Source organism: Pantoea pleuroti (assembly GCF_014156615.1).
Taxonomy (GTDB): domain Bacteria; phylum Pseudomonadota; class Gammaproteobacteria; order Enterobacterales; family Enterobacteriaceae; genus Pantoea; species Pantoea agglomerans.
The window spans coordinates 84214-106740 of sequence record NZ_SBFD01000003.1; the positions used below are offsets into that span (position 1 = coordinate 84214).

The window sequence follows — 22527 nt, forward strand, 5'->3', positions numbered from 1 at the left end:
CCTGAAACTCCTCATCGCCTGGCGGGCGAAACCCGCTCAGTGCTAACGCGCGGCTAAGTGACATGAAACTCCCCATCGCATGGCGGGCGTAAACCGCTCAGTACTAACGCGCGGCTAAGTGACCTGAAACTCCCATACGCCTGGCGGGCGAAACCCGCGCAATGCAGCCCGCTGCAAAGCGAAACTCACTGCAAAGCGAAACCGGCTGGTTGCCAGCCCGCTACAAGCGCCCTCTTAACTCACTAACATCAACTCCCGCTCCTCACTCAGCGGCTTATTCAGCAGCGACAGCAGAATGTTCTTCACTGCCTGCGCTGAAGGCGACAGCGGCAACCGGGCGGAGACGTTCAGTGACAGCGGCAGACTCAATGACGGACTGTTGATGCGTGACATCCAGGCATCGGTGGATCCCACCAGCGAACGGGCGGCGGACTCAGGTAATACGGTCACGCCCATGCCGCTGGAAATGGCTGCGGTCAGGGTTGAAATCGATTCGATCTCACCGATGATGCGTGCACTCAGCCGACGCAGCGAAAAGGCCTCATCGACCCGCTTGCGCACTGCGCTGTAATCGCGTGGTAAGAACAGACTCATCTGCGCCACATCGGCCAGATCGACGCTGGCACCCGGGTAATCGGTGGCGCCTACCAGAAAGAGATCCTCTTTCATCAGCGGCATGCTGGTGATCCCGGCAGTGGGTGCGCGATCGTACAGCACCGCCATATCCAGCTGACCGTTCATCACTTTCTCATTCAGCACGCTGCCGCTATTTTCGTGCAGATAAACCAGCACTTCCGGAAATTGATCGCGAACGGTCTGCAACAGTGGCATGGTAAGCGATGAAGCCGCCGTCCCTGGGGCCAGCCCAATCGACACCTGTCCACTCAGTACCTGACCAGCGTTAATTACCGCAGTCTGGGCCTGCTCACACTGGCGCAGAATGGTGCGCGCATGACCATAGAGAATCTTACCAGCCTCAGTTGGCGTAACGCCGCGCTTGGTGCGAATCAGCAACTGCTGATCCAGTTCATTTTCCAGCGTCGCGACCTGCTGACTGAGTGCAGGCTGGGCGATGTGCAACACTTCTGCTGCCTGCGTCAGACTGCCGATATCGACGATTTTCACAAAGTACTTCAGTCGTCTTAAATTCATCTTGCCTCCGTCACTCACCCCGAATAGCGAAATGGGTCTGATCCCATCGCCCTGATAAAAGAGATTTTGCAAGATGCAGGCCAGGTTTAAAAAATTCAGGCTATCAAGCAGCCAGATTTTTCCTAACGGCCCGGAAAATAAGCGTTTCTGATTACCTCTTATGGGTTAATAAGGATCAGGAATAGCTGAGAAGAGAAAGTAAAACAGTCAGGCGCACTGTGACAGTGCAGACGCTGCGAGTCAGACGTGCAGAAAAGTGATGACAGGCTGTACAGTTTGAGTGCAGTGGAAACGCATTGCACCTGATGAAGGCTTGCTGCGCCTGAACAGAGGCGTGAAAAACAGGGAGTTAATGTAACCGTTATCAGCGGGATTTCTTATCACTGGCGGATGCCGGATGATAAAAAGCAACCATTGCCCTCTCCCGCATCCGGAGGAAGGCAACGGCTACCAGTTAGCGTTTTTTGCGGTTACGGTGCATATCGATAGAGACCGCAGCCACAATAATCATCCCTTTGATGATGTCCTGAATGTACGCATCGACACCAACGAAGGTGAATCCGCTTTTAATCAGGCCAAGGATCACTGCGCCAATTAAGGTACCGGTGATACGGCCCACACCCCCCATCAGGCTGCTGCCACCGATAACGGCTGCGGCAATCGCATCCAGCTCGTACGACATCCCCATGCTCGACTGACCACTGCTGACGCGTGCCGCCAGTACCACGCCCGCCAGACCAGAGAGTCCGCCGGCTATGGAATAAACAATGATCAAATACTTATTAACGTTGATACCGGAGACTTTCGCCGAGGTCATGTTACCGCCGATGGCGTAAACATATTTACCGTAGCGGGTATGTTTCAGGGCGATGTGGAACAGAAATGCCACCACCAGGAAAATGACCACCGGCATGGCACCCTGCCCGATTGAGGTAAAGCCGTCGGACAGGAAGCTGATTGGATTGCCCTGCGTGTAATACTGCGCCAGACCGCGTGCCGACACCATCATGCCCAGCGTGGCAATGAAGGGTGGAATGCCGGTGCGGGTAATCAGGACACCATTGACCACGCCCGCCAGCAAACCGACGCCGATACCGGCCGCGATAGGGATTGCCGCAGGCATATTCACCAGCGATGGATACATTGGCGACAGACTGTCAGAGGTCTGCGCCAGGCTCGCGGCCACCACCGCCGCCAGGGCGATAACGGACCCGGAGGAGAGATCGATACCGGTGGTGATGATGACCTGAGTCACGCCAACGGCGATAATTCCGATAATCGCCACCTGCAATATAATCAGGATCAGACGGTTGGTGTTAAGCAGGAAAGACTGGTCACGCACGTACCAGCCGAACATTTCAAAAATTAACGCAATCCCCACCATCACCACGAAAATGCCGGTATCTTTCGGCAATTTATGACGCAGGCTGGCAAAAAAAGAGGGTTGCTGTGGGGCTGCCGGGGTGACAGTAGCTTTCATATTGCTCATAGTGGTCTCGCGCCTCACTCGGATGCCAACGACAGAATGGTTTCCTGATCGGCTTCTTCTTTATCGAGGATGCCGGTTATACGCCCGCCGTGCATAACCATCACCCGGTCGCTCATGCCAAGAATTTCCGGCAGTTCAGAGGAGACCATGATGATAGCCACGCCACGGTTGGCAAGTTCACTGATTAAGCGGTAAATCTCCGCTTTTGCGCCGACGTCAATGCCGCGCGTCGGTTCGTCCAGAATCAGAATCTTCGGTTGCGCCAGCAGCCAGCGGGCAATCAGGACTTTCTGCTGATTACCGCCGCTAAGGTTATTGATGATTTGATCCATGGTCGGCGTTTTAATGTTGAGACGACGGATTTGATCCATGCAGTCCTGCGCCATCTTCACATGGCTGACAAATCCGCTTTTACCGCTGTACTCCGGCATGTTAACGATGCTCATGTTCTCCATCACCGATAGCACCAGAAACAGGCCGGACTTTTTACGGTCTTCGGTGAGGAACGCCATGCCCTTTTCAATCGCGGTTGAGGGTGAGTCGATCGTCACCGGCACGCCATCAATTAAGATCTCGCCGCTGTCGAAGCTCTCCATGCCGAACAGGCTCTCCATCACCTCGCTCCGGCCCGCACCCACCAGTCCGGCGACACCGAGGATTTCACCCCGTCGTACACTGAAACTGACGTCGGTAAAACGATCTTTGCAGGTGAGATTGCGCACCGTCAGCACCTCTTCCCCGATGGCGCTGTTAAATTTCGGGAAAAGCTGGGTCAGTTCGCGCCCCACCATCTGAGTGATCAGCGACTGGCGGGTATATTTCGACGTCTGATCGCTGGCGATCCAGGTGCCGTCGCGGAAAATACTGATTTCATCGGTAATGTTGAAGATTTCATCCATCTTGTGGCTGATGTAGATGATCGCTTTACCCTGCTCCCGCAGGTCACGAATGATGGTAAACAGATGCGCCACTTCGGTTTCTGTCAGCGCGGAGGTGGGCTCATCCATAATCACGATGTCTGAATCCCATGACACTGCTTTGGCAATCTCAACCATCTGCTGTGACGCGATGCTCAGCTCACCCACCATCCGATCGGCTTTCAGGCGGATATTCAGGCGGTTCAGCAATTCCTGCGTCTTCTGATTAAGTCGGGCGTGATCGACAAAGCCAAATCTCATAGGTTCGCGACCCAGCCAGATATTCTCGGCAACGGTCATGTAAGGCACCAGGTTGAGTTCCTGGTGGATCATGGAAATACCGGAACGCAATGCGTCCATGGTGTCCTGAAACTGCACCGGCTCCCCTTTAATTTTGATGGTGCCCTGATCGGGACGATACATCCCGATCAGGCACTTCATTAAAGTGGATTTGCCCGCGCCATTTTCGCCCATCAAGGCATGTACCGTTCCCGGACGCACCCGCAACGAAACGTTGTCGAGGGCTTTTACGCCGGGGAAGAACTTGCTGATGCCTTCGGCTTCAAGCGCAAACGCGTTCATACATCACCTCCGTACTGCTGGGTCGGGAACGACTATTTCAGGTTACGCTTGGTAAACTGTTCCATGTTGTCTTTGGTAATCAGCTGGTAAGGGATGTTGATGACTTTCTGGACTTTTTCGCCATTTACCAGTTTGACTGCGGTCTGCACCGCACCTTCACCCTGGCCCTGCGCATCCTGGAATACGGTCGCGACCATCTTGCCCTGCTTCAGCATCTGCAGCGCATCGGGTGTGCCATCGACGCCAGCGATCAGGATTTTGTCCGGGTTTTTACCCAGTGCCTGCAGCGCACCGATCGCCATTTCATCGTTGTTAGAAGCGATGGCATTGATCTCATCACCGGCGGTCATCCAGTTACTGACTACGTCTACCGCATCGTTACGGGTAAATTTAGCGGTCTGTTTCTGAACAATTTTGATGCCAGGGAATTTAGCCGCAACCTCTTCCACCCCTTTAGTACGGTCACGGGTCGCTTCATTCGCCAGGTCACCCATCAGGATGGCAACGTTGCCTTTGCCGTTCATCGCTTTAGCCAGCGCTTCCATCTGTAAGCGTCCGGCCAGTTCCGAATCGGACCCGACGTAGGCCATTTTGCCGGTCAGCTCAGCCTGTGGACGGCGGTTGACAAAGATCAGCGGGATACCCGCTTTGCTCGCCTGGTCCATAATCGGTTTAACCGCATTGGTATCGACCGGGTTGACGATCAGCGCATCAACACCCTGACCGATAAAGTTCTGAACCTGCTGCAGCTGCTGTGAAACGTCGCCTTTTGCATCCTCAACCTGCCCTTTAACGCCATCTTTCTGCATCTCTTTCTGCATTGAAGTACGCAGAATGGTGAGGAAGTTGTCATCAAACAGCGCCATGGAGACGCCAACCGAGATATCTTTTGCCATAACCGCGGCAGGTAACATGCAGGCTAACAGTGAGGCGACAATCGTTTTTTTAATGTTCATAGGGACCCTTCTTATTTGTTAACTTGCTCAGCGGCTGTGACCGCGAATGAAAAATATCTTTTACATTCACCCAGCCTGTCTGGCGTCTGTTTCGGGAAATTTGAGGTAAGACTTCAGGTTCTGACTATTTTTGTGATCGACCACTCCTTTTCACAATCACTTGATCTGCAAACAGTTAACTTCAAAATAGCGTTTCACTTTCAGACGATAATGACGACCGTGATGATAAGCAGTTTATTTATTCCATATAATCACGTTTTGAAATTTTTATCATAAAAGCACTGAAACGGTTGTTTTAACATCGGCAAACAACAAAACTTTGACATGCCTCTAACATCTGCGGAGAAATGCCCGCAAAGTGAGATCCTGTTGGCAGTTTGAAAATCCAGCAGAATCGGGTAAAAATCGCCAATCCGCTGCTTTTACGAGCATCTGAACGCAATTCAGTAAACAGGGCTTTGACAAGCGGGATCTGCGCCGCTAATATTCGCCCCGTTCAAGCGATTCCTCTGTAGTTCAGTCGGTAGAACGGCGGACTGTTAATCCGTATGTCACTGGTTCGAGTCCAGTCAGAGGAGCCAGAATTAGAAAAGCCCGCTCAGGGAAACCTGAGCGGGCTTTTTGCTTTTACGTTTTTGGTCATGGCGCCATGATATCCCCGCCTGAATGGCTTACACCTCAAACCCGTAGTGCGAGCCGTCCGGCAGTTCCACCACCAGCCGCAGCTTACCCCCTGCCGCATCGATATAGCGCTTGAGGGTGGAGAGCTTCAGGTCGCGGCCCGGCTTCTCCATGCCTGCCACGGTAGGCTGTGTAATGCCCAGCGCCTTTGCCATTTCGACCTGTGTTTTCTGCACTTTCTCACGCAGCTCGGCAAGGTGAATGTTGAGCAGGATATCCGTCGCCATCGCCTGTGCGTCGGCAACGACTTCCGGTTTTTCATCCGCAATAAGCTGTTCCAGCGTTCTGCCCATCTGGTTACTCCTCATCTTTAAAACTATTCAGCCAGTGTGTGAATTCCCGATCGGCAACCGGAAGCATCTCCTGATAAAAACGCTTTTCATTACCCACCTTGTTTCCGGCACAAAGCACAATCGCCGTTCGGTTTGGGTCGAAAGCAAAGAAAGCCCTTATCGGATCGCCGCGACTCTGAATACGCAGCTCTTTCATGTTGATATAAACAGAGCCTTTTAGCGTATCCGCGTATGGCCTGGACAACCCCGGCCCTTTTTCGCGCAACACCATTAATGCTGCCAGTACGCAGGCGCGATCGCTCTCATTAAGCAAGGTAAACCAGCGATCAAACCTCTCCGTCGTTTTAATCATCCACACGGGAACTCCTTATTAATATAGGTCAAATACTATATAGGTGTAAAGCGATAATCGAGTGTGATACAGGGGGATTTCAGATGCCTGTGCTTTTAGTGCAAAGTGAGAGAAGCGTTCAGCCGGGTCAGTGATGAATCCACACAACCTTCATCGTTTTGCGAGCTGTACCGGATTGGTTATGGGGTGAGATGCTGTGGGGCATTGTTATCAATAAGAAAACCCGCTCAGGCTTCCCTGAGCGGGCTTTAACTTTGTTCGCATCGCTTCCCTGCCAATGCAGAGTGACGCTTTTAGCGCGTGATTACGGCAGCGCGATACGGGCAATCTCGTCAGTGCCTTTGGTGGAGGAATCCTTGTTAAATTCCGCCTTAAGCGTGACATAGAGCGTGTTGTTGTCCGGGCCAATCAGCAGGCTGTTTGGATTCTTGTCAAACGACCAGCTGTTTTTCACCGCGTAGGTAGTGGCATCCAGTTGCAGCACTTTCTTCGATTCGCGCTGGCTGATGTAAAGCTCATTGCGTTTAGCGTTGAACTTGATGCCCATCGCATCGCCTTCGATGCGCTTGATCACTTTGCCGGTGCGCTCATCAAAGATCAGCGTGGCTTTGCCTTTGGAGTCGTCAGTAACAAACAGGCGACCGGTGGCAGGATCTTCCGCCATGTTCAGGAACAGATACTCTTTGCCATCGCCTGCGGTCCAGCGCTTCTCAATTTTATGGCTGCGTGGATTGATCACCAGAATTTCACCCGAGCCGTTAGCCGCATAAATGCGCTCAGTCAGCGGGGAATAGATGATACCGGTGACCCATTTCCCGGCGTTTTTAATCTCGGTTTTCAGCTTAAAGGTTCGGGTATCCACGACGGAGATATAGCCCGGGTCGGCTACGCGACCGACATAAAGCTCGTTGCCGTGCCACAGGACTTCACGCGCACCAGCCGGATAGCCCTCTTTACTGATCTTGCCCGGGAACACCAGACGCTGCAGCACTTTGCCACTCTGGGCGTCCACTTTGGAGATCGCGCCATCCAGTGAGTTGGTGGTGTAGAACACCTGACCGTTTTCATCGATAGCGGTACCGAAGTTTTTCATGTCGGTATGCGTTTCACCTTTGGTCGTCAGCGTGGCCGGATCGAGACGATAGATCATGCCGCCGTTCACATCCTTAAACGCCAGCGCGCTGGCGACAAACAACGCTTTTGACGCAGGGGAGTAAGCCATTTCGTACAGACCATCACCCAGAGCGCGTTGTGTCACTGCGGTATTAACCGGTTTTGGGGCTTCAGCGGCAGGCGCATCGGCTTTTTTAGCTGGTGCCTGACACGCTGTCAGGCTAAAGGCAGCGGCAACTGCCATGGCAACAGCGGCTTTGCGCGGGCTTAACGATTTCATGCTGAACTCCGTCAGGGAATAAAGAATGAGAATCATACGCATTAACAGCCACTAATCAAATGACGACGCTGCTATCCATGCCTGTCCGGTCATTTTACCCGCGTTAAACTGCTTAACTGCCCCGTTTTTTACCGCCTGAACGCCCTTTTTCTGCTTTCAAACCACGTAAACACCAGCAACTAAATGGCTTTATATCTGCCTATCACACTGAATTATAAATAATTAACATAAAGTTACACTTTCGGTTGAATCCTTTGCAGAATATATAAAGCAAATGATTATCATTGGCGTTCTCATAACTGGCTGAACCTTTTTCTCCAGAAGATGGGTAGATAAAAAAAACAACCAGAGACACAACGGTTTAACTTAATACCAATTTTTAATGGAAAATTTTATGGCTCGTAGTGGCAGGGAATCAGGTTTCAGAAACAGTTTTAGCGTCTCACTACTGACACTGGCGATACACGCCCTCTTCCACCCCGCCATGGCGGCAGAGGAGACATCGCAGGATATGGTGGTCAGCGCCACGACCGGCGAAACCAGTGACAGCGGTGAGCAGAATTACGCGGTGCAGACCACCCGCGCGGGCACCAAATTAATGCTGACACCGCGAGATGTGCCTCAGTCACTCAGCGTGGTGACGCAGCAGCGAATGCAGGATCAGGATCTGCAATCGGTTAATGATGTGCTGACCAACGCCACCGGTATCTCCACCAATCTTATCGACAGTGAACGCTCCGAGTACTATTCACGCGGCTTCAAAGTCAGCAACTTCACTTTCGATGGCATCCCGACCTCGGTTAACGATAGCTGGAATTACGGCGATGCGGCGTCAGACACGGCAATCTATGACCGTATTGAAATCGTGCGCGGTGCGACCGGTCTGATGACCGGAGCGGGCAGCCCTTCGGCCTCGATTAATATGGTACGTAAACATGCTGACAGCAAAACCGCGACCGGCACGCTGAGTGCCAGTTATGGCAGCTGGAACAAGCAGCGCTACGTGGCGGATCTCTCTGCCCCGCTTAACAGCGATGGCAGCCTGCGCGGCCGCGTGGTGACCGGTTATACCGATCAGGAGAGCTGGCTGGATCGCTATCAAAAAACCAAAAAATTCATCTACGGCGTGATTGATGCGGACCTTACCGACAAGACGACGCTGTCACTGGGCTACGACTATGAAGATGACAACACCGTCAATCCAACCTGGGGTGGCCTGCCGATGTTTTACAGTAATAACGCCACGACACATTACGACCGCAGCCTGAATTCGTCAGCTAACTGGGCGCGTTACAACACTAATTCGCGCAAAGTCTTTGCGGATATCGACCATAACTTCGATAACGGCTGGAATATTCATATTAACGGCACGCATGCCGAGAATACCTTCAGCGATAAGCTGCTCTATGTGATGGGCAATCCCGATCAGGAGAGCGGTGAAGGCACTACCGGTTACGGCAGTATGGATCGCGGCAAGCGTAAAATGGATTCAATCGATGGCTTTGCCAGCGGCCCGTTTGAACTACTGGGTCGTCAGCACCTGTTGATGGCCGGAGCAAGCTACAGCCGCCAGCATAATGCCGCTTACAGTCAGGATGGATTCAGCGATGCGGAGGCGGGTGAAATCACTGCCGCCGATATGGGAATTTTCAATAATAGCTGGACCGGTAACGTTGCAGAGCCTGAATGGCAGGGCTGGTATCTCAACGATGATGACACTGTTCGTCAGAAATCGGTCTATAGCGCTGCACGCCTGTCGCTGGCCGATCCGCTGTCGCTGATTATTGGTGCTCGCTATACCCAGTGGAGCACCCATGGCAGCAGCGGAGAGATGACTAAAAATAACACCACGCCTTATGCAGGGCTGGTGTATGACATTAATGACACCTGGTCCGCCTATGGCAGCTACACCGCCATTTTCCTGCCGCAGACTTATCGCGATACTCACGGCAGTTACCTCTCACCAGTGACCGGTAAAAGTTACGAGACCGGTCTGAAATCCGCCTGGAACGATGGCCTGCTGACCGCCAGCGTGGCGCTTTTCCGCATCGAGCAGGATAACGTCGGACAGGCAATTGATGGTGTTTATCTGAGCGGCAATGAGCAGGCCTATGACGCCGCCAAAGGTGCAGTCAGTAAAGGTGCCGAGTTCGAGCTGAATGGCGCGCTGACCGATAATCTGCAGCTGACCTTTGGCGCAACCCGCTATGTGGCACGCGATAAAAGTGGCCGGTTCAACAGCTATCAGCCGCAAACCTCATTCAAACTTTTCACCCGTTATCAGTTAGCCGCGATCCCCGAGCTCACCGTTGGTGGCGGAGTTAACTGGCAGAACCGGGTGTTTAAAGACGTGACCAATGCCAGCGGCGACAGCGTACGGGTATATCAGGGCAGCTACCCGCTGGCCTCGTTGTTTGCCCGCTATCAGGTGAATAAGCAGGTTGCCGTACAGGCCAACGTCGATAACCTCTTCGACCGTGAATATTACAGCTACATGAACAGCTACGTTTACGGTGAGCCACGTAACCTGAATGTCAGCGTTTCTTATCAGTTCTGATAATGGTGAGCTGAGAGGCTAAACAGCTCGCGATTGCGGGCTGTCTGGTGGGCTGATTTAACGGGCAGGATGCGTGTCAGGGCTGTCCTTCCATATTCCAGCGCGCTGATCCCATCACGAAGCAGAACTATTTTTTACGCCAGAAGAGAAACGCAGCCATCGCTGTTAGCACGCCGATCAGCGGCATCACGCTTGCACCTGCCAGAAAGTTATGTCGATCAATATCATTGTTCTTTCTGATATCAGCAAAGCGCGCAGTAGCCTGTTTTTCATTAATGGCATGGACTTCCTCGACCTCTTTCTTATATCCCTGCACCATCAGTTCAATGGCGCGGTTCACCTCTGATCTTTCCAGAACAACGATTTGCTTGCCGTGGGTGTAGAAACAGTAATCGGGCATTGACTGTACTCACAATTAAGAGGCGGATTACTACTCTAGCGGATGCTGGCGAAGATCGTAAGTATTGATAAGTGACGCCTGCTTTCTGGTCACGCCAGGCCTTTCTGACACGACCCGGATCACACTGGACAGGATACCAGGTTGCAAGCGCACGCTGGCAGGTGTATGACCCTGTGACTTTCATTAATCTGAATATCATTTCAATGAAATTTTTGACACTCAAAACACAACTTAAGCGAGCTTTTAACATGAAATTTCACGCTCAGCGTTCATTGCAGAAAATTAATAAGTTTCTCAGTTTTACTCTTACTTTAAACAGGAATAACACCAATAAACATCACGTTAAAAATAGTCACCCACATCCAATCATGCTTTAAGCATTACCATTTTGATCAATATCAATAAAGGACAGTTAATTTTACAAAAAATTACTTATTAATAAAATATCAATAATAATCATTATGTTATGCATAAATAGCACAAGGATTAGCAGCCAGATAATTTCACGGTAAAATAATATACATCTAATTAATTAGTCTCTCAGCTACTCATAAATAACATTAAAGATTCACTTCATGCTGACGATAAGAAGATCATCTTTGAAATATTTAACAGCCTCTTCTCTGCTTCTGATATCTCACTAAAGGTGAACCTTATGGGCCTTGCTCAACGCATCTCCGATATTAAAATTGGGAAAAAACTGGGCGTCGGTTTTATCGTCGTCATTGCCGCCTCCCTCGCCATTACTTTTATCGCTTTCGATTGTTTTCGCAGTATTAAAGACAACTCCGCCCGGCGCACGATTACCGTGGAGATGGTAAACACGTTAAGCAAGGCACGCCTTAACCGCACCCTCTACCAGTACACCAAAGATCCCAAATTTGCCACGCAGAACGTTCAGGCCCTGAAGGAGTTAGATGCCCTTTATAAACGGCTGGATGGATTTAAATGGGATGAGATGGGCCAGCAGAAAGTCGCGCTGATGGGGCAGTTACTTAACGAATATCAGAATCAGCGCCAGACATTCGTGACTGCTGCACAGGCGACAAGCGACGCCTTTGATGCCATTAAACCGGGTGCCCTGATTGCGCTTGCGCATCAGTTTGAATCACTCGATATGGCTCTGACACCCGATGCGGCGCTGCCGGTCATGCACCTGGCCGCAGCGCTGTTTGATGCGGCCAATGTTGAAAAAGCGTTTCTCGATAAACCGTCTGAGGCCAGCAGAGAGGCGATTCTTGCAGAATACACCGCTATCAACACCCTGAGCGAGCAACTGGATATTTTCGCCCAGCCGAATATTAATGACGTAACGCGAAATGTGCTCAGCACTCTGACGCAGCAACGCCAGGCTTTGACGCGCTATGTCGATGCGACAGAGAAAGAAAAGAGCGAATCAGCGGGCCTGACCACCACCGCAGAGCGGCTCAATGCGGCGGTCTCCGATACCTTTGCCTATCAGTCCCAGCTCTCCTCTGAATTTATCAAACAGGCGGAGTGGCGCATTGCTTTTGCCGCGCTGATTTGTGTGGTTCTGAGTCTGCTGATTGCCTGGCGGATCACCCGCAACATTACGCTGCCATTGAAAGAGACGCTGAACGCAGCGCAACGTATTGCCGCTGGTGATTTAACAACCTCACTGAAAACCACACGTGGTGATGAGTTAGGCCAGCTGATGCAGGCGGTAGATGCAATGAACATCAGCCTGCAGAACATCATCACCAACGTGCGTGATGGCGTCAGCAGCGTGGCGCGTGCCTCGGCGGAAATCGCGGCAGGTAATACCGATCTTTCATCCCGCACAGAACAGCAGTCTGCCGCAGTGGTTCAGACCGCGGCCAGCATGGAAGAGCTCTCTTCAACGGTGAAACAGAATGCGGAGAACGCTCACCATGCGAGTCAGCTGGCGACAGACGCGTCGGTTAATGCCGGACGCGGTGGCGAGATTATCCGTGACGTTATCGAAACCATGAACAATATAAGCCAGAGTTCGGGCAAAATCGGCGAGATCATTCACGTCATCAACAGCATCTCCTTCCAGACCAATATTCTGGCCCTTAACGCCGCAGTCGAAGCGGCACGAGCCGGAGAACAGGGTCGCGGATTTGCGGTGGTTGCCGGTGAGGTCAGAAATCTGGCCCAGCGCAGTTCACTGGCCGCCAAAGAGATTGAAACGCTGATACGCGAGTCACTTGATCGGGTTCATGATGGTTCTGAGTTTGTGGAACGCGCTGGTACCACCATGGATGACATCGTCCGCTCTGTCAGTCAGGTTAAAGACATTATGGGTGAGATTGCTGCCGCCTCTGACGAGCAAAACCGCGGCATTTCTCAGATCGCCACGGCAATGGCCGAGATGGATACCACGACGCAACAGAACGCCGCGCTGGTTGAAGAGTCCTCCGCCGCAGCCAGCTCACTGGAATCTCAGGCAGACGAACTGGAAAAAACAGTGGCCGTATTCCGTCTCTCTCCCGGACAAAGCAGTGTCAGCCGGGGCGCACCTGCCCTGTCACCGCGTTTAGTACCCGCTGCGCCCGTTAATGCATCCGCAGACTCAAGCTGGGAAAGCTTTTAACGGTTAGCGAAACGTTAATTCTGTCTGAACGTGAACAGAGCCAGCCTTAATTGATTGAGGCTGGCTGAAATAAACGTCATCTTCAGACAAATAACTGATCTGATTAACCAGAAGATATAAAGCCGCAATGGTTAACGCGGGAATGACATTGTCAGGCGTGCATCCGTAAACTGAAGGAAGATAATATTATCGGCCATGACAGCTGAAACGAACTGGCTCGCGCCTGATTATCCTGCTTTATATTTCGACTGGTTTTGAAATGAGGAGAGAAAGGAATCGCGATCGGTCTGTACAGAACGCGATGGAGAGAGTTGTCGTCCCTGACAGCTTCTCCGGCCGGTATACGCTTTCGCGCAACCGATGAGGTCGTCCGCTTCGTCGTTTTCCGGCCGGAGCCGGGCTACGTCCACTGGCGTCAGTTCCGTTACTGCTAGTTCAGCTCTTCGTTCAGGCTTGTAAGCGTCTGCAGGTACGGCACCTGCTGTTGAGCAATCGCCGGTGACTTAAAACTACTCAGCCAGCTTCTGGCTTCAGCGATTTTCGTCAGCCGATCCGCGTTGCTTTCAGATTTCGCCATATAACCCAGTTGAGTAAAGAGTGTTGCGATACTGATTTCTTTTTCCCCCAGGGCAAGGCTTAGTGCCGCTTCGCCAATAATGACGTGGCCTTTCTCGTCGTTTTGAAATAACACAGAAAATCCTCCATTAGATACGAATTGATGACAACCTCACCAGAGACTGTAGTCGTAAAAGAGAGAACTGCCCGAATTTATCACTAAAAACCGCGCAACTTGCTAATGGAAAATACTAAATGTTTTTTTCCGGATTGTTCTGTTTGTCTCTGCAGCCCTTCCTGTCAGACTTGCTTTTAAATTCACGATGGGATGTCACCATGAAACTTTCCATTCTCCTTACGCTGCTGGCTGCGACGGTCTGCTCCGTTTTTGCTGCCCATGGCAAATTTAAAACGCAGCAGGCTGGCCAGTCACTCTTCACGCAAAGCGGGGAAACGATCAGCGAAGAATAATGGCTACGCGCGGCATCGTCAGTGACCGGCCAATCGGTTATGATCCGTTGCCACTTACCTGCCGGTTGCCCGATGTCTGCCATTATCGATACGTTTATCGCCCCGCCCTGCTTTGATGAGATAACCCTCTTATTTCAGGACGAACATCTGCTGGTGATCAATAAACCCAGCGGCTTGCTGAGCCTGTCAGGTAAAAATCCGCAAAACCTCGATTCAGTGCACCATCGGCTGGTGAAACTTTTTCCTGGCTGCACGCTGGTTCATCGGCTCGATTTTGGCACCTCCGGGCTGATGGTCGTCGCACGCAGCAAAACGATTAACGCGGCCCTCTGCCAGCAATTCAGCCAGCGCAGCGTGCGTAAAACTTATCAGGCACTACTGTGCGGGCACCTTGCCGATGACGAAGGCGTTATTGATGCCGCGATAGCAAAAGATCCGGCGCAGTTTCCCCGGATGGTGATTTGCCCGGACCAGGGAAAACCCGCGCGCTCACGCTACCGGGTCATGGCTCGCGGCTATTATCAGGAATGTTATTATCAGGAAAAAAAGGGAAAGGGATTGCCGGTCACGCGGGTTGAACTGATGCCGGAAACCGGGCGCACCCATCAGCTGCGCATTCACTGTCAGCAGCTTGGGTACCCGATTCTGGGCTGTGATCTCTACGGCGGGCTTTTGCTGCCTGGCGCGGAGCAGGCAGAGAGACTGATGCTGCACGCCAGCGGACTGACGTTTGTTCATCCTGTCAGCGGCTGCACGCTGCAACTCTCTGCCGACAGCCCGTTCTGAATGCGTCAGCGCGCTGTTACCACATTAAATCATCGGGCACTTTGAAATCAGCATAAGGATCATCTTCGTCCTGTGCTTCTTCGCTTAATGCACTGTTTAATACGATGGCACTGGCATCACGCTGCGCAATTTTATCCGCTACGCTGGCCGGGATGATGGCGTACTGGCTCTCGCCATTATTGTCAGCCGCCAGGCGGGCAATGGCGAGACGCCCATTGATCAGCTGAGTCTGCGTCAGCTTATCCACCATAATCTTTTTGATCAGGTTATTGTCGGTGAAGTTGAAGCTGATGTTGCCTCTTACCACGTCAATTTTGTTCATTTCGATCAGCTGTTTGACCTGCGCTTTGTACTCTTTAGACAGCACAGCCAGCTTCTGCTGCTCGTTCAGCTGCTTATCGCGTTCAAGCTGCGCTTTTTTGTTATCTTCCACCGCCGCTCTGGCTTCGCGTGCCTGAACCCTGGATTTCTTCGCTGTACGCTGAACCTTGTCCATTTTTTTGCTGGATACTAATCCCGCTTTCAGCATCTGCTCTTGCAAGGTGAGTTTTGTCATTGTCGTCTCTGAACCTGTGAAATAATGTCCGGGATTATACCTGTAATCATCCGGGCTGTACCAGGTTGCCGCACCTGCCGCGCCCGCGATTGCGGGCAGCCTCTCAACACTGTGCTAACATTCCCCGGTCAAAATCACCTTATTGAGCACCATGTCAGAGCTAACAAAACGTAAAAATGACCCTGAAGGGCTGAAAAAACGCATCATCGCAGGCGCACTGAAAACCTTCGCGGAGTTTGGTATGCAGGGTGCCAGGCTGGAGCAGATTGCTGAACATGCGCAAACCACCAAACGCATGGTGGTCTATCACTTTGGCAGTAAAGAGCAGCTTTATATCCACGTGCTGGAGCAGGTTTATCAGCAGATACGTCAGCATGAAACCGGCCTGAACCTGGCGGCGATGGAGCCGGAACTGGCCATGACCCGCCTGGTGGAAGCCAGTTTTGATTACCATGTCGAACATCCCGATTTTATCCGGCTGGTCTGCAGTGAGAACCTGTTGCGCGGGCGCTACATCACCCAGTCGCCGCAGATTAAAGCCCTTAACCGCAGCGCGCTGGATCTGCTGGATGACATCCTGGCACGCGGTCAGCAACAGGGCGTATTCACTGCCGATGTGCAGACCATCGATGTCCATCGCCTGATCAGCAGTATCTGCGTTCATCACGTCTCAAACCGCTACACCTTCAACGCCCTGTTCAGCCCGGACAACAGCGAAGCAGAGAGTATTCGCCGTAATCGCCAGCTGGCTGTAACCGCAACGTTACGCTATATCCGCAAATAAATGCCCGCAGGCCCGGCTGCGCTTAGCCATAGTCTACGCTTACTAATACTTGTCACTAAAATGCAATAATAAGGAATGCTGTTGTGAGCAGAGATGCACGCCTCTATCCGCTTCGTCAGACCCATGTTGAACCCGATGATGATGCGCTGTGGAACTGGGCGCAGAACGCGCAAATCGGCAGCCGTCACCAGGTTCAGCGTCCCGCCAGTGAAGCGGAATTACAGAGACTTATCCGGGAGTCACACGGCCAGATTCGGGTGATCGGCAGCAAGCTGTCGCCTGGTCGTATGTTGCATGTCAGTGATGACGATGTGCTGCTCGATCTCAGCGCACTGAGCGGCCAGCTTGCCAGTGATGAACAGAGCGTGACCTTTGGTGGCGCGACCCCGCTTGAGCAGGTCTATCGCAGCCTGACCGAAATGAACCGCATGCTGGCTTCATCGCCAGGCGTGATTGCGATTCAGACACTGGCGGGCGCAATGGCGACCGGAACGCACGGCCAGGGATTGCAGCAGAGTTCGATTGCCGACGAAGCGCTGGCAATCAGAATGGTGCTGGCCGATGGCAGCGTGCGCGAATTTGTTCGTGGCGACGCTGACTTCCCGGCAGCGCAGGTTTCACTGGGCGCATTAGGGATTGTTACCGCGGTAACCCTGCGTACCCAGCCGTTTAGCATCTTCACCTGCCACAAAAATGCCGTCTCTGCCGATACCCTTGAAGAGGATCTGCTGCGCTGGAACAACGACTATCCGCTGAGCAAAGCCTGGTGGTTTGTCGATGACAATCTGGTGCACGTCTGGAACGCCCATGAGGCGAGTGACGAAGAGCGTCAGCGCTACGAAGTGCAGGGTCGTCAGGTGGTGGAACATGAGGGCGAAGTTGACGAAAGCCTCAACGACACCATCGACCAGACGCTGGCACATATGCACCGCGATACGCAGATTGAGGGCAAAGGGGGAAAACAGTTTCGCACCGTCACCCGTTTTCGTGATTTCACCGATGTTACCGGTGACATTTACCAGCTCTTCTGCCGCGGCATTGCGGTGCCGCAGATCAATGTGGAAATCGGCGTGCCGCTGGCAAAAACCCCGGCCATCATTCGCCGCATCAAGCAGTGGTATGCCGGGAACCGTCCGCATATGCACTACCCGATTATCCTGCGCTGCACCGGGGCATCATCGGCCTGGCTCAGTCCGGCCGCTGACCAGCCAACCTGCTTTTTCGGCTTTGTAGTCTATTACGCCGACGATGGCTCGCTGTCACAGGAAGGACTGCACTTCCTGACTGAAGTGGAAAAACTGCTGGCCGAAGAGGGCGGACGCCCGCACTGGGGCAAATATTACGATGAAGAACGCTACAACTGGCGTGAGATCTATCCGCAGTGGGACGCCTTCCGCGCCCTGCGCAGCCAGCTCGACCCGCAGGGCCGACTGGGTAACGACTACATCACGCCACTTTTTGACTGATTGAGGAAAGCTATGTTTGCCTGGGTAACGCTGTTAACACAACCCGATTATCTGGTGGGCGTGAAAGCGCTGCACCGTTCGCTGCAACAGAGCCACAGCCAGTGGCCGCTGGTGGTGATGACCACGCCGGCGATTTCAGCGTCTGACTGTCAGATTTTGCAGGATGAGGGCTGTGTGATTAAACCGGTCGAGCCCCTCTATCCGCGCGCCGATCTGGATCAGCACTACGCTTCGGCGCAGTTCGGTGAAGTCTGGACCAAGCTGCGCGCCTGGCAGCTCACCGATTATGAGCGCGTCGTGTTTCTGGATGCCGATATGCTGGTCCTTCAAAATATGGATGAGCTGTTTACCCTGGAACTGGGCGATAACCCGCTAGCCGCCTGCCACGCCTGCCGCTGTAATCCCAACCAGATTGCCTCTTATCCGGCAGAGTGGCAGCCCGAGCAGTGCCACTATACCTGGCAGGCGCGCGGTGAAAAGGCGCCAGAGAGTGTGGATCTTTACCTGAATGGCGGTTTTCTGGTGCTGAAGCCCGATAATGCGGTGTTCGACGTACTGGAAAAGCGTATTGCCGCCATTGATGATCTCAGTAACTATCCCTTCTCCGAGCAGGATCTGCTGAATGAAGTGTTTGCCGATCGCTGGAAGCCGCTATCTTACATCTACAATGCCTTGAAAACGCTGCCGTTTCAGCACAGCGGTCTCTGGCACGATCAAGAGGTGAAGAACCTGCACTATATTCTGGCAAAACCGTGGAAACGCGATCTCAGCCAGCCCGAGAGTCAGCGCGATCGCTTTTATGCGCTGGATAAATTGTGGTGGGAAAAAAGCGGTCTGATCTGATTGGGTGTGGGCGGGAAGCGAACGTTTCCCGCCCTGCCCGCCAGGGTTAATCAACACATCGGCAATACCCTGTATCCCTCTGATTCTGCCCTACACCTCAATCCAGCGGCGTTGCACTGCTGAGTGAGCAATCGCTTCCAGCACCTTCTGAACCTGCAATCCCTCTGCAAAATCAGGCCACATGCAATCGCCCGCCGCGATGCCGTTGATCAGGTCGCGAATCTCCACCGTTTTCTGATCGTTAAAGCCGATGCCGTGTCCGGCAGAAACACAGAAATTCGCGTAATCAGGGTGCGCTGGTCCGGTCAGAATAGTTTTAAACCCCTGACGCCCGGCCGGTTCGTCATGCAGATAAAGCTCCAGCTCCGCCATTCGCTCCTGGGTGTAGCGCAGTGTGCCTTTGGTGCCGGTGACAACGTAAGTCAGGCCCATTTTTGCGCCACAGGCGATGCGTGAGGTTTCAATCACGCCGTGCGCGCCGTTATGGAAGCGCAGCAGCGCGCTGGCCTGATCTTCGTTTTCGACCGGTAACTGCCGCGCAGGCTCTTTCGGGTCGGGCCGGGAGGCGATCACCGTCATCATGTCGCCGCTGACCTCAGCAATTTCACCAACCAGGTAGTGCGCCATATTAACGATATGCGCCGCCAGATCGCCCAGCGCACCGAGACCTGCCAGCGCTTTCTGACAGTGCCAGTCGAGCGGCGTTTCCGGTCTGGCGAGATAATCCTCGTTATGGGTGCCGTAGAAATGCACCACGTCGCCTATCTCACCATTGGCAATGATCTCTTTCGCCAGCTGGCTGGTAGGGTTTTTCATATAGTTGAAGCCCACCAGCGTTTTAACCCCTGCCGCATCGGCTGCTGCTACCATCTCCTGCGCATCCGCCACGCTTAACGACAGCGGCTTTTCTGAATAGACGTGTTTGCCGTGACGTATCGCTTCCAGCGCCATCTCTTTATGCAGGAAGTTGGGGGCGCAGATATCCACGACATCAATCGCCGGGTCGCTGACCAGCGCGCGCCAGTCACCCGTCGAGCGTGCGAAACCAAAGGTCGCCGCCTGACGGGCGGCCAGCTCGGGGTTAACTTCAGCCAGCATCTCCCGCACGATTTCGCCTTTCAGCGAAAATACGGTGGGCGCCTGCGCATAAGCAATCGCGTGGCAGCGTCCGATATAGCCGCTGCCAATCATGCCGATTCTGACTTTGTTCATTTCAACTCCAGAGATTCTGTTCAGGGTTGAAATGGAATCTACGTTTCGTTTTTATTGCTGACAAAGCCAGAATGGAGACTTTGTGACGCCCGTAAAAAACTATCCGGTAAAATCACGCGCCCGGCTGCCTGACAAGGACAATACAGCGCCAGAACACCTCATAAATACCTCAGTTTTACACGTGGCGTTTTGCCGGATGAGTCAGCCGCACAGGCCGCTCTTTCAGTGCTTACAACGCCATAGTGGCGACTATTTCAGCAGTCGCGCTAATTTATGAAAAAGAGCTTTGACATGGCCCGGCGTGGCCGTTACTATGCGCCCCGTTCAAACGATTCCTCTGTAGTTCAGTCGGTAGAACGGCGGACTGTTAATCCGTATGTCACTGGTTCGAGTCCAGTCAGAGGAGCCAAATTAGAAAAGCCTGCTTAGGAAACTAAGCGGGCTTTTTGCTTTTCATACTTCTGATAAAATTTCTGCGTCTTACTAAGTCTGTTTCCTCTTCAAATCCCCGGTTCTTTTCGTTATTGCCTGATACTTAAACATTCGGTTCCGCCCTCACTTAAAGGTTCATTTCTGACCCTACATCTCCTGTTTCCTTAACAAATGCATTAAGAGTGACTTAAAGTGTCATAAATGACCTTTCATCAGCATATTTCGGATTCTGGCTGTAAGATGAGAAGATGATGCCTTTAATAGGTTCAAAAATGACCCTTTTAGCACTATAGTCGGACCATATCGTTTCAAAAACGTACTGAAATTGCAGAAAAGGTCAAAAATGAACCTTGATGAGATTAAATCTTCGCTGATAAACCTTTCTGAGTCAGATCGGCGAAAGGTATTGGCGGGGTTCGCTTTGAGTAGAGAAGCCATAACAGAAGCGGACGAACCGGACACCCGATCGGTGCTGAGTGCTCTGACGTTTCCGACACTGCCACAACTACTGGCCAATGAACTCAAACGACAAAACATCACCTATGAAGAGATGGCGATTCAGATTGGTGTATCACTCTCAACATTTAAACGACTGATCGCTAAACCATCTTCTGCAAAGGCAATAAATCTTCACGCCTTGCTTAAAGAACTGGGTATAAAAGTATGGCTCGAAAAATAGAGGTGTGGCTTTACAACACGCTGGCAGGAACGCTGAGTGAAGGGCAAAACGGTTATACTTTCTGCTACCTGCCCACTTATGTCGGCTGTGCGATATCTCTCAGCATGCCGGTAAGACCTGAGCCCTATTTAAGTGAAGAGCTACATCCCTTCTTTAAAGGTTTAGCGCCAGAAGGCTGGTTGCGAAAACGCTATTCTGAAATTCAAAAAATTGATGATAAAGATCTGTTCGGCTTACTGATGGAAAATGGCAACGATTTGCTTGGGGCAGTCGTCTTTAAAGAGATAACATCATGAATTCAGAACGCTGCCTGATCACATTAAAACGGCTTAAAGAATCTGAGCTAAAAACCGGCTACTCAACAAAAGGCATCCGGCATCTGCTGGGTAGTCTGAGTGTGGCCCTTAGCCTGCCGTTTACGCGCAGTCAGTTTATTCAGGAACTCCCTGAACGTCAGAAAGGCATGAGCATTTCAGGCTATCAACCCAAACTGTCGCTTCGCCTGGAAAAGGGAGAACTGGTGGTCGTCAGCAATGATGGCACCTATATCCTGAAACCCTCTCCGGAAGAATACCCACACCTGGCAGAAAACGAGCATGCCACTATGTGCGTTATGCAGCGTCTGAAATTTGACGTTCCCCCGTTCGGGCTGATGCCATTCAGACACGATGAAAATCGGCCAGATGAACTGGCGTTTGTCATAAAAAGGTATGACCGGACAGCGTCAGATAACGCGAGATTACATCAGGAACAGCTGGATGGCGCGATGGGTCTCGGCGATAAATATGGCAGGATTGATAACCATAAAGCCATCAGTTACGAGAAAGCCGCTAAATTCCTGAATACCAGAGTGAACAGCAGTTTAAAGAGTAAACGAGACCTCTTTTTGCGCATCGTGTATGCCTATGTGCTGGGAAACAATGATTTTCATCTGCGCAATATCGGGATTATCCTGCCTCCGCAGGGTTCACCCTGGCTGGCACCGGTTTATGACTTTATCAGCGTTGTGCCCTACCCTGCAGCGTTTGGAGAGTATTTAGCTTTGCCCCTGCTGGAACGTGAAGAAAATGATGCAGAAAACGCACCTGGGATGAATTCAGAGTACGGAGAATATCTGGGTGCAGACTTTATCCTGCTTGCCCAGGGTATGGATATTAATCCGACACTGGCACGAAAATGGCTTTCCGAGGTGGTGAGTCATCATCAGCTTATTATCGATACTTATAATGAAAGTCATATGCCTGAATCGCAGCGGGAAGCCGTACTTGACTACGTGGCCCGAAGAATCACGTTACTGGCAGTGACCGAAATTTAAATGATGCCATTAACCTGTTGTGCCTGGGTTGTAAAAGGATAGTTAAGCTGTCGAATAACTCACCTGCCCCCATAAAAA

General features: G+C 52.1%; 21 protein-coding genes and 2 tRNA genes. 12 read left to right on the top strand and 11 right to left on the bottom strand.

Translation table 11 applies throughout. The annotated features are described in order from the left end of the window. Positions 1 to 234 precede the first annotated feature (234 nt). The 4 genes from nac to EPG66_RS08190 all read right to left on the bottom strand — a co-directional run bounded on the left by nac (position 235) and on the right by EPG66_RS08190 (position 5096). Positions 235 to 1152 carry a nitrogen assimilation transcriptional regulator NAC gene (gene nac / locus EPG66_RS08175; protein WP_010247899.1) on the bottom strand — a complete coding sequence of 306 codons (918 nt, stop codon included), beginning with the start codon at positions 1150 to 1152 and terminating at the stop codon, positions 235 to 237. Positions 1153 to 1606: 454 nt separating this feature from the next. Beyond that, positions 1607 to 2632, bottom strand: a complete 1026-nt coding sequence (locus EPG66_RS08180; RefSeq protein WP_425497027.1) for an ABC transporter permease — start codon at positions 2630 to 2632, stop codon at positions 1607 to 1609. 23 nt (positions 2633 to 2655) lie between these two features. After that, a complete protein-coding gene (locus EPG66_RS08185; protein WP_039389407.1) occupies positions 2656 to 4140 on the bottom strand; it encodes a sugar ABC transporter ATP-binding protein in 1485 nt (494 codons plus the stop codon). 32 nt (positions 4141 to 4172) lie between these two features. Beyond that, positions 4173 to 5096: a sugar ABC transporter substrate-binding protein gene (locus EPG66_RS08190; protein WP_031591254.1), complete on the bottom strand. Its 924-nt coding sequence runs from the start codon at positions 5094 to 5096 to the stop codon at positions 4173 to 4175. A 505-nt stretch (positions 5097 to 5601) separates the two neighbouring features. Here EPG66_RS08190 and EPG66_RS08195 point away from each other — a divergent pair. Then, positions 5602 to 5677: transfer RNA gene (locus EPG66_RS08195), tRNA-Asn, on the top strand. A 90-nt stretch (positions 5678 to 5767) separates the two neighbouring features. Here the strand turns inward: EPG66_RS08195 and EPG66_RS08200 are convergent. From EPG66_RS08200 to EPG66_RS08210, 3 genes are all read right to left on the bottom strand, one after another. Beyond that, positions 5768 to 6070: a helix-turn-helix domain-containing protein gene (locus EPG66_RS08200; RefSeq protein WP_010247918.1), complete on the bottom strand. Its 303-nt coding sequence runs from the start codon at positions 6068 to 6070 to the stop codon at positions 5768 to 5770. 4 nt (positions 6071 to 6074) lie between these two features. After that, a complete protein-coding gene (locus EPG66_RS08205) occupies positions 6075 to 6428 on the bottom strand; it encodes a type II toxin-antitoxin system RelE/ParE family toxin (protein ID WP_010670918.1) in 354 nt (117 codons plus the stop codon). Between the two features lie 298 nt (positions 6429 to 6726). Then, a complete protein-coding gene (locus EPG66_RS08210; RefSeq protein WP_083069276.1) occupies positions 6727 to 7815 on the bottom strand; it encodes a YncE family protein in 1089 nt (362 codons plus the stop codon). A 394-nt stretch (positions 7816 to 8209) separates the two neighbouring features. Here EPG66_RS08210 and fhuE point away from each other — a divergent pair, with 394 nt between their 5' ends. Continuing rightward, complete coding sequence (gene fhuE / locus EPG66_RS08215) at positions 8210 to 10372, top strand: ferric-rhodotorulic acid/ferric-coprogen receptor FhuE (protein WP_182686480.1); 2163 nt, start codon at positions 8210 to 8212, stop codon at positions 10370 to 10372. 127 nt (positions 10373 to 10499) lie between these two features. On the opposite strand, the gene EPG66_RS08220 is transcribed toward fhuE, so the two are convergent. Then, on the bottom strand, positions 10500 to 10772 hold the full coding sequence (locus tag EPG66_RS08220) for a hypothetical protein (protein WP_083068971.1): 273 nt from the start codon (positions 10770 to 10772) through the stop codon (positions 10500 to 10502). A 655-nt stretch (positions 10773 to 11427) separates the two neighbouring features. Between EPG66_RS08220 and EPG66_RS08225 the strand changes: the two genes are divergently transcribed. Further along, entirely contained in the window at positions 11428 to 13350 is a 1923-nt protein-coding gene (locus EPG66_RS08225) for a methyl-accepting chemotaxis protein (RefSeq protein WP_031591293.1), read from the top strand. A gap of 430 nt (positions 13351 to 13780) precedes the next feature. Here EPG66_RS08225 and EPG66_RS08230 read toward each other — a convergent pair whose 3' ends face one another. Further along, on the bottom strand, positions 13781 to 14041 hold the full coding sequence (locus tag EPG66_RS08230) for a hypothetical protein (protein WP_031591294.1): 261 nt from the start codon (positions 14039 to 14041) through the stop codon (positions 13781 to 13783). A 119-nt stretch (positions 14042 to 14160) separates the two neighbouring features. Between EPG66_RS08230 and EPG66_RS08235 the strand changes: the two genes are divergently transcribed. Both EPG66_RS08235 and EPG66_RS08240 read left to right on the top strand, forming a co-directional pair. After that, the gene (locus EPG66_RS08235; protein ID WP_155763504.1) at positions 14161 to 14376 is read left to right on the top strand and encodes a hypothetical protein; all 216 of its coding nucleotides are present in this window, start codon (positions 14161 to 14163) and stop codon (positions 14374 to 14376) included. A gap of 72 nt (positions 14377 to 14448) precedes the next feature. Then, a complete protein-coding gene (locus tag EPG66_RS08240; protein ID WP_069025148.1) occupies positions 14449 to 15162 on the top strand; it encodes an RluA family pseudouridine synthase in 714 nt (237 codons plus the stop codon). 16 nt (positions 15163 to 15178) lie between these two features. On the opposite strand, the gene EPG66_RS08245 is transcribed toward EPG66_RS08240, so the two are convergent. After that, positions 15179 to 15718 carry a DUF2058 domain-containing protein gene (locus EPG66_RS08245; RefSeq protein WP_031591296.1) on the bottom strand — a complete coding sequence of 180 codons (540 nt, stop codon included), beginning with the start codon at positions 15716 to 15718 and terminating at the stop codon, positions 15179 to 15181. Between the two features lie 151 nt (positions 15719 to 15869). Here EPG66_RS08245 and EPG66_RS08250 point away from each other — a divergent pair, with 151 nt between their 5' ends. The 3 genes from EPG66_RS08250 (at position 15870) to EPG66_RS08260 (ending at position 18811) form a co-directional block, all read left to right on the top strand. Beyond that, positions 15870 to 16502 (top strand): TetR/AcrR family transcriptional regulator, encoded by a 633-nt coding sequence (locus EPG66_RS08250; protein WP_010247970.1) that lies wholly within the window; start codon positions 15870 to 15872, stop codon positions 16500 to 16502. Between the two features lie 83 nt (positions 16503 to 16585). Then, positions 16586 to 17968, top strand: a complete 1383-nt coding sequence (locus EPG66_RS08255; protein WP_182686482.1) for a D-arabinono-1,4-lactone oxidase — start codon at positions 16586 to 16588, stop codon at positions 17966 to 17968. Positions 17969 to 17980: 12 nt separating this feature from the next. Next, positions 17981 to 18811: a glycosyltransferase family 8 protein gene (locus tag EPG66_RS08260; RefSeq protein ID WP_182686484.1), complete on the top strand. Its 831-nt coding sequence runs from the start codon at positions 17981 to 17983 to the stop codon at positions 18809 to 18811. Between the two features lie 90 nt (positions 18812 to 18901). Here EPG66_RS08260 and EPG66_RS08265 read toward each other — a convergent pair whose 3' ends face one another. Then, positions 18902 to 20023, bottom strand: a complete 1122-nt coding sequence (locus EPG66_RS08265; RefSeq protein ID WP_182686486.1) for a Gfo/Idh/MocA family protein — start codon at positions 20021 to 20023, stop codon at positions 18902 to 18904. A gap of 333 nt (positions 20024 to 20356) precedes the next feature. Between EPG66_RS08265 and EPG66_RS08270 the strand changes: the two genes are divergently transcribed. From EPG66_RS08270 to EPG66_RS08285, 4 genes are all read left to right on the top strand, one after another. Next, positions 20357 to 20432: transfer RNA gene (locus tag EPG66_RS08270), tRNA-Asn, on the top strand. A 366-nt stretch (positions 20433 to 20798) separates the two neighbouring features. Further along, positions 20799 to 21134 carry an XRE family transcriptional regulator gene (locus EPG66_RS08275; protein WP_143990366.1) on the top strand — a complete coding sequence of 112 codons (336 nt, stop codon included), beginning with the start codon at positions 20799 to 20801 and terminating at the stop codon, positions 21132 to 21134. Continuing rightward, positions 21119 to 21430, top strand: a complete 312-nt coding sequence (locus EPG66_RS08280; RefSeq protein ID WP_031591302.1) for a HipA N-terminal domain-containing protein — start codon at positions 21119 to 21121, stop codon at positions 21428 to 21430. Before EPG66_RS08275 ends, EPG66_RS08280 begins: the two co-directional genes overlap by 16 nt. After that, positions 21427 to 22449 carry a type II toxin-antitoxin system HipA family toxin gene (locus EPG66_RS08285; RefSeq protein WP_182686488.1) on the top strand — a complete coding sequence of 341 codons (1023 nt, stop codon included), beginning with the start codon at positions 21427 to 21429 and terminating at the stop codon, positions 22447 to 22449. The genes EPG66_RS08280 and EPG66_RS08285 overlap by 4 nt, the downstream gene beginning before the upstream one ends. The last annotated feature ends 78 nt before the right edge of the window (positions 22450 to 22527 follow it).

Coding starts and splice junctions, on each gene's coding strand:
- EPG66_RS08225 (WP_031591293.1), top strand. CDS start 11,428: ATGGGCCTTGCTCAACGCATCTCCGATATTAAAATTGGGAAAAAACTG.
- EPG66_RS08280 (WP_031591302.1), top strand. CDS start 21,119: ATGGCTCGAAAAATAGAGGTGTGGCTTTACAACACGCTGGCAGGAACG.
- EPG66_RS08185 (WP_039389407.1), bottom strand. CDS start 4,140: ATGAACGCGTTTGCGCTTGAAGCCGAAGGCATCAGCAAGTTCTTCCCC.
- EPG66_RS08245 (WP_031591296.1), bottom strand. CDS start 15,718: ATGACAAAACTCACCTTGCAAGAGCAGATGCTGAAAGCGGGATTAGTA.
- EPG66_RS08250 (WP_010247970.1), top strand. CDS start 15,870: ATGTCAGAGCTAACAAAACGTAAAAATGACCCTGAAGGGCTGAAAAAA.
- EPG66_RS08235 (WP_155763504.1), top strand. CDS start 14,161: ATGTTTTTTTCCGGATTGTTCTGTTTGTCTCTGCAGCCCTTCCTGTCA.
- EPG66_RS08260 (WP_182686484.1), top strand. CDS start 17,981: ATGTTTGCCTGGGTAACGCTGTTAACACAACCCGATTATCTGGTGGGC.
- EPG66_RS08190 (WP_031591254.1), bottom strand. CDS start 5,096: ATGAACATTAAAAAAACGATTGTCGCCTCACTGTTAGCCTGCATGTTA.
- EPG66_RS08200 (WP_010247918.1), bottom strand. CDS start 6,070: ATGGGCAGAACGCTGGAACAGCTTATTGCGGATGAAAAACCGGAAGTC.
- EPG66_RS08210 (WP_083069276.1), bottom strand. CDS start 7,815: ATGAAATCGTTAAGCCCGCGCAAAGCCGCTGTTGCCATGGCAGTTGCC.
- fhuE (WP_182686480.1), top strand. CDS start 8,210: ATGGCTCGTAGTGGCAGGGAATCAGGTTTCAGAAACAGTTTTAGCGTC.
- EPG66_RS08275 (WP_143990366.1), top strand. CDS start 20,799: ATGAACCTTGATGAGATTAAATCTTCGCTGATAAACCTTTCTGAGTCA.
- EPG66_RS08240 (WP_069025148.1), top strand. CDS start 14,449: ATGTCTGCCATTATCGATACGTTTATCGCCCCGCCCTGCTTTGATGAG.
- EPG66_RS08285 (WP_182686488.1), top strand. CDS start 21,427: ATGAATTCAGAACGCTGCCTGATCACATTAAAACGGCTTAAAGAATCT.
- EPG66_RS08220 (WP_083068971.1), bottom strand. CDS start 10,772: ATGCCCGATTACTGTTTCTACACCCACGGCAAGCAAATCGTTGTTCTG.
- EPG66_RS08265 (WP_182686486.1), bottom strand. CDS start 20,023: ATGAACAAAGTCAGAATCGGCATGATTGGCAGCGGCTATATCGGACGC.
- nac (WP_010247899.1), bottom strand. CDS start 1,152: ATGAATTTAAGACGACTGAAGTACTTTGTGAAAATCGTCGATATCGGC.
- EPG66_RS08180 (WP_425497027.1), bottom strand. CDS start 2,632: ATGAAAGCTACTGTCACCCCGGCAGCCCCACAGCAACCCTCTTTTTTT.